Source organism: Streptomyces sp. CC224B (assembly GCF_030010595.1).
Taxonomy (GTDB): Bacteria; Actinomycetota; Actinomycetes; order Streptomycetales; family Streptomycetaceae; genus Streptomyces; species Streptomyces longispororuber.
The window spans coordinates 62,250-68,748 of record NZ_JASCXL010000046.1 but is presented as its reverse complement, the minus strand read 5'-3'; the positions used below and the strand labels follow the sequence as shown (position 1 = coordinate 68,748).

Below are 6,499 nucleotides of genomic sequence, written 5' to 3'. Positions count from 1 at the left end.
CCCCCCCCCCCCCGCCCCCCCGGGGGGGGGCCCCCCCGCGGGCGGGCGCGGGGGGGGGCGGGCCCCCCCCCCCCCCCCGCCCGGGGGCGCGGGCCCCCCCCCCCCCCCCCCCGGGGCCCGCACCAGGGCACGCGCCCGTCGGCGGCGAGGCCGACGGCCGCCGATGGTTGCGCCGTGTGCGCGAGTACGGCACAAAAGTCCGCCGGAGCGCCGTGCCCGCCTGATGCAACCGGCGCATCCGCACCGCGGACGGCACCCGACACATTGACCCCCGGGCGGCGCACGGTGTTCGCTCGCCTACGGTGCGCCAGGACCTGACCTCCGCCGCGGTGGCGGGCGCCCGGCCCGACGCGCCCGAAGCCCCACGTGCCTGGAGCGCCACGTGCCCGAAGCCATACGTGCCTGGAGCCCCCCATGCCCGGACGGCACCCGGAGACCGCTGTCGACTGCCGACACAGGAGGAACCGATGACCGTTCAGCAGCGCGTGGCGGCAGCCGGCGCCGCGCTCACCGCCCTCTGCGCCGTGGCCGTGCTCCCGCCCCCCGGCGTGTCCGCCGCCGAGCCCTCCGCGCCGCGTACCGAACGGGTGAGCGTCGGCCCCGGCGGCGCGCAGGGCAACGCCGCGTCCACGCACCCCTCCCTCAGCACCGACGGCCGCTCCGTCGCGTTCGTCTCTGCGTCCCGGAACCTGGTGGCGAACGACACCAACGGCACGCCGGACGCCTTCGTCCGCGACCTGCGCACCGGGACGACGGAGCGCGTCAGCGTCAGGAGCAATGGGAAGCCGAGCCACGGCGTCGTCCGCGAGGTCTCCCTCAGCCCCGACGGGCGGTACGTGGTCTTCACCTCCACCGCCGACGACCTCGTCCGCGGCGGCGACCCCAACGACCTCGACGACGTGTTCCTGCACGACCGGCGCACCGGCAGGACCGAACGGATCAGCCCCACCGGTCCGTCCTACGACGGCCTGCGCGGACCCCTGACTTACGACCCGGCGGTCAGCGGTGACGGCCGCTATGTGGCATATGCGTCGGGCGCCGGGGATCTCGTCCCGGGGGACGGCAACCAGCGTGACGACGTCTTCGTGTACGACCGCCGGAACAAGACGACGGAGCTGGCGCAGCTCGACAGCGCGGGCGGGCACGGCCAGGGCGACGCGTTCGCCCCCGCGTTCGCGGGCGACTCCGGCGGCCGGTACCTGGCCTTCACCTCCAACGCCTCCGGCCTGGCCGGGGTGGAGGACCACGCCTCGGCGACGGACGTCTTCCTGCGCGACCGGGAGCGGGGCACCACGGAGCTCATCAGCGTGCCGCACGGCTACAACCGCAAGACCCCGTCCTGGGACGCCGCCGTCAGCGGCGACGGCCGGTACGTGGCGTTCACGTCGGCCTCCCGCGTGCTCCGCCCGGAGGGCCCGGCCCCGACCAGCCCCCACAACGTCTTCCTGTACGACCGCGAGACCCGGCGCGTGCGGCTGGTCAGCGCCACCGCGGACGGCACACCCGCCGACGGCGACAGCGGCGGCGTGTCCCTGAGCCGGGACGGGCGCTACGCGGCGTTCACCTCCGCCGCCGCCAACCTCGCCCCCGAGGACGACGGCGACAGCGGCGCGGACGTGTTCGTACGCGACATGGCGACCGGCCGGGTGGACCTCGTCAGCCGCGAGAGCGAACCGGTGTCCGAGGACACCGCGCCCGGGCCGCGCACCGGCGTCAGCGAGGACGGCGGCGCGGTGGCGTTCGACTCCCCGGCAGGGAACCTCGTCCCCGACGACACCAACGCCGCGGCGGACGTCTTCCTGCGCCGACTGCGCTGACGCCCTGCCGCCCTGCCGCCCGCCAAGCCCGACCGACCGAAGCCGGTGCGAAAGAAGCTGAGCCGTGGCCGCCGAAGAGAACCCGCCGTGCCCTGTGAACTCCCGTGCTCCTGACCGTACTTGGCGGCCTCGGCGCCGCGCGGTGGCCGCGGCCGTCGCGGTGGGGCTGCTGGGCGGTGCCGTCGGGGGCCTCGGCGCGCACCTGCTGTGGCCCGGGGGCTCCGACCCGGACCCGGACGGCCGGGAGCGCCCCTCGGCCACCGCCACCGCGGGTCCCGTGGCCGCGCCCATCCGCGCCGCCATGCTGGACCGGCGGCGGGTCGGCGTCGACGTCGTCGCCCGCACGGGCGGCGACCCCGGCTTCTTCACCGGCCAGGCACGCCTCGACCTGCGCGGCGCCACCACCGTGCGGGCCGCCACCCACGTCCTGTACGACATGGGCGAGGGCCACGCCTGGCACCCGCCGGAGATCGTGCTGATCGGCAACCGCGCCGTCATCACCCCGGCCGAGGAGATGACCGGCCCCGAACACGGCCCGGCGGGCTCGTACCGCACCGAGCCCGACGCGACCGCCGCGGCGGCGGACGACGCCGCCGTGCGCAACGCCCTGGAGACCCGGTGGCTGGCCCAGCCCGCGCACCTCGTGGCGCTCCTCGACGGCGCCACCGCGCTGCGCACGGACCGCGCCCGCGGCACCCGCACGCTCACCGGGAGCACCCCGCTGCGGGCCCTCGCCGCGGCCCCGGCCGTCGGCCCCCTCTACCGCCCGTACGCGGCGGACGGCCGCCCCGGGGACGCCGTCCGCTTCACCCTGGTCGTGGCCGCGGGCGAGCTGCCCAAGAGCCTCCGGACCGAGGTGCCGTCCGGCTCCGGCCACGACGTGTTCCGCGTGGAGTACCGCGACTGGGCGAAGGGCGGGCCGATCACCGCGCGGCCGGGGCCCACCCCCGCACCCCAGTGGACCACCGGCCGTACGCCGTCCGGGTCCTGACGGTGCGCCAGGCTTCAGGGGGTGTCGACACCGACGCGGCCGGGCGCGCACGCGGTCGCCGCGACGGACACCACCGCCCGGGAATCAAACGGTGGTTCGCCGGGTTAGGCATGCGCGTGGCGCCACGCCTTCCGGGGCGCCGGGCGCTTGGCTCACGTCCCTTCCGTAGCGACGCACAAGGAGACACACCGATGGCCCTCACCCGTGAAGAGCGCGAGCAGTTCCTGGCGGAGCCGCACGTCGCGGCGCTGTCCGTGGTGGCCGACGAGGACGGGCGGGCACCGCTGACCCTGCCGATCTGGTACCAGTACGAGCCCGGCGGCGACGTCTGGATCATGACGGGCCCCGACTCGCGCAAGGCCCGGCTGATCGCGGCCGCGGGGCGGTTCACGCTGATGGTGGACCGCCTGGAGCCGACGATCCGGTACGTGGCCGTGGAGGGGCCGGTCGTCGCGACGGAGCCCGCGACCCGCGAGCAGGCGCGCGAGCTCGCCGCCCGCTACCTGCCCGCGGAGAAGGTCGACAGCTACCTGGACATGGCCGCCAAGGAGCACGGCGAGCAGGTGGTCATCCGGCTGCGCCCGGAGCGCTGGGTGTCCTCGGACCTCGGCAGCATCTGACCCGGCCGGTACGGGACGGCGTACGGCCCCGGTCCGCCCGGGGGAGCGTACGGCACCCCGCCCGCCCGGAACGGCGTCCGGCGCCCGGCAGTTCGGGACGGCGTACGGCACCCGGCGATGCGGGACGGCGTACGGCACCCGGCAGTGAGGGACGGCGGACGACTTCCGCGCACCGCAGGAGCGCGCGGCCCGGCGGCGCCGTGCGGCGGTGACGTGCGCCCCCGGCACCCGCCGTCCCGTCGGGCGCCCGGCAACGGACGTCGCGAGCAACCCCCTTGGCCCGTACGGACTCTTTCCCTCCAGCGGCCCTCGCCAACTGACCAGAGGGCCCGACGAGAGGGGAACTGTGCACACGCACGGCTGGAGAAGGATCGCCCTCGCGACCGGCATGGCCGGGGTGCTCGCGGCGACGGGGGCCACGGCCATGGCCGACACCGCGGCACCGGTCCGGGCCAAGGCGCCCGACCTGCGCGCGGACGTGAACCGCGACGGACGCGTCGACGTCGAGGGCGACAGCGACACGAGCGGCGAGAACACCTGGACCGCGCAGCGGGGAGCGGTCCTCCTGCCCAACATCGACGACGACGCCAAGCGCTGCCCGGTCAAGGACAGCCGGGGGCGGCCGCTTTCGGACGCCGCGCTGGCCCGGTGCAACGACGCCTCGGACACCAAGGTCAACGGCGCCAAGGACGCCGCCGACCTGGCCCGGCTGCGGACCGTGCCGCTGCCCGACGCGGCCGACGGCAGCCGCGGCACAGTCAAGGCGGTGGGCGCGGGCGCCAAGAAGGCCCGCCTGTTCGTCAAGCGCGACGGCCGCTGGGCCCTGCTGAAGCCCACCGACAAGCTCACCACGAAGGAACTGCGCTCCGGCGTGGAGCTGGGCATCGAGGCGACCGACGTCGTCCGCGACGCCGGCCGCTGGAACGGGCTCGTGACCGTGCGGTTCACCGTCACCGGTGACGGCCCGTCCCGCTCCGACGACGTGGTCCTGCGCACCGCGCCGGTGCTCACCCACCACCACCTCCAGCGCGCGCAGGAGGTCCTGGTGACCCGGATCAAGGGCACCGGTGAGTACGGCCGCGCCCAGCGGAAGTTCGTCAAGGACCTGGCCGAGCAGGTGAGGGCCGCCGGGATCGCCAAGCCGCTCACCACGTTCACGAAGTACGGCGACGTCTGGGCGCAGGACTTCGTCGAGCCGGGCTACGCCAGCATGCCGGGCCCGGGCGGCAAGCCCCGCACGATGCGGGTGCTGATACGTTCCGCCCAGCTCGACCGCCCGGCGGGCCGCGAGCTGTTCGAGAAGCTCCGCGGCCCCGACGTCGGCGTGGTGCAGGTCGGCAAGGCCGGTGCCGACGAGGAGTGGACGCTCAACTCCATGGGCAATTTGGAGACCATCCCGCCGTACACGCTCGGCGACAAGAGCTACCCCGCCGGGCGCATCATCCAGGGCTACCGCAAGGACACCGGCTCCAAGCCCGCCAAGTCCATGCGCACGTTCCTGAAGTCGCAGGGCGCCCAGGACCCGCTGCTGCTCGACACCTCCTGGCTGGCGGTCGGGCACGTGGACGAGTTCGTGCAGTTCCTGCCCGCCGACACCGGGCGCGGCTGGCGCATCGGCGTCGCCGACCCGCGGGCCGGCGTGGAGCTGCTGCGCAAGGCCCAGCGTGAGGGCCACGGCGGCCAGAAGATGTTCTCGGTGCCGCGCGGCCCCGGCATCCCGGCACCCAAGGAGACCATCGACAAGGTCCTCGGCTCCGCGAAGTTCAAGGCGGACAACAAGCTCGCCGCCGAGCGCATCGAGGCCAACCTCGCCGTCCTCAAGCGCGAGACCGGCGTCACCGACGCGGAGATCGTGCGCGTGCCCGGCCTGTACGTACGGGACGACGCCGACAGCAGCGGCCTGAGCAGCAGCCGCAAGCTGCGCCGCCTCGGCCCGGACTCGCTGCGGGCGTTCAACCAGCTCCGCGGCGACGACGGCCGCTCGGGCAGCGGGACCGGGTCCTCCTCCCGTGCCGCCGCCGCGTGGCAGAACAGCGCCTACGTCCCGGGCGCCGTCAACGGCGTGCTGCTCAGCCCGACCCGCTACCTCGCGCCCAAGCAGTGGGGCCCGGTCATCGGCGGCAAGGACATCTTCACCGAGGCCGTGACCTCCGTGTACGCCAAGGCCGGGTTCACCACGTCGTACATCGACGACTGGTACACGTACCACATCGGCATGGGCGAGGTGCACTGCGGCACCAACACGCTGCGGGACACCGGCACCCCGTGGTGGCCCAAGGCCTGACGGGCACGCTCGTGCGGCCGGTGCCCGTCCCCGTGGCACCGGCCGCACGGGCCCTTCACGCGTCCGCGCCGTCGCGTCCGCCGCCGCGTACGCCCTCGTGTCGTCGCCCGCGCGACGTCAGGCGGCGAGGTTCAGGCGGCGAGGCTCAGGCGGGCCTGGTGCGGGCCGCCGCCGTGCGGGGCGGTGCCGACGTACGCCACGGAGGCGCGCGGCGCCGCCGCCACGGAGGCCGTCCCGGTGCCGTGGCCGCGGTCCCGCGCGCGCCGCGTGCCGGCCGTCAGCTCGTGGTACGTCCGCCCGAGGAGGTCGCCGAGGCCGAGGCCGAGCGCCTGCGCGGCCGCCGCGAGCACCTCCGACGACGCCTCCTTGCGGCCGCGCTCGACCTCCGACAGATACGGCACCGATATCCGGGCCGCGTCCGCGACGTCCTTCAGCGTGCGCTCCTGCGCCAGCCGTTCACGCCGCAGCACGGCCCCGACGAGGTCGCGCCACAGGGGCTCCTTGGGGGCGGGCTCCGCGGGGGCCGCGGGCGCGGCCGCCGGGCGCAGCGGGATGACGCGGGCGCCCTGGCCGGGCCGGCACGCGGAGGTCGAAGGGCTGGTGGGGTTCGTCGCCTGGCTGCTCACGGGTTCAGCGTAGGAGCCGCGGGGGCGGCCGGGGTGATGTTCTGCCCTCGGCAGAAGCGGGGCGGCGGCTTCCGCTCCCGGCCGCCCCGGGGAGGGCGTCCGCATCGAGGGCGGCGGCGCACGGCTGCCGCAAATGGGCACTCGCCGGTCGTCGGGGCTCC

General features: G+C 75.8%; 5 protein-coding genes. 4 read left to right on the top strand and 1 reads right to left on the bottom strand.

Translation table 11 applies throughout. The features are described from left to right. The first annotated feature begins 467 nt into the window (after positions 1–467). The 4 genes from QK440_RS19790 (at position 468) to QK440_RS19775 (ending at position 5,712) form a co-directional block, all read left to right on the top strand. Positions 468–1,817 carry a hypothetical protein gene (locus QK440_RS19790; protein ID WP_282794475.1) on the top strand — a complete coding sequence of 450 codons (1,350 nt, stop codon included), beginning with the start codon at positions 468–470 and terminating at the stop codon, positions 1,815–1,817. 142 nt (positions 1,818–1,959) lie between these two features. Continuing rightward, on the top strand, positions 1,960–2,808 hold the full coding sequence (locus tag QK440_RS19785; protein ID WP_282794474.1) for a hypothetical protein: 849 nt from the start codon (positions 1,960–1,962) through the stop codon (positions 2,806–2,808). Between the two features lie 191 nt (positions 2,809–2,999). Further along, on the top strand, positions 3,000–3,428 hold the full coding sequence (locus QK440_RS19780; protein WP_282794473.1) for a pyridoxamine 5'-phosphate oxidase family protein: 429 nt from the start codon (positions 3,000–3,002) through the stop codon (positions 3,426–3,428). 424 nt (positions 3,429–3,852) lie between these two features. After that, positions 3,853–5,712, top strand: a complete 1,860-nt coding sequence (locus QK440_RS19775; RefSeq protein ID WP_282794478.1) for a protein-arginine deiminase domain-containing protein — start codon at positions 3,853–3,855, stop codon at positions 5,710–5,712. 131 nt (positions 5,713–5,843) lie between these two features. Here the strand turns inward: QK440_RS19775 and QK440_RS19770 are convergent, their stop codons facing one another. Next, entirely contained in the window at positions 5,844–6,266 is a 423-nt protein-coding gene (locus QK440_RS19770; protein ID WP_282794477.1) for a helix-turn-helix transcriptional regulator, read from the bottom strand. Between the last annotated feature and the right edge of the window lie 233 nt (positions 6,267–6,499).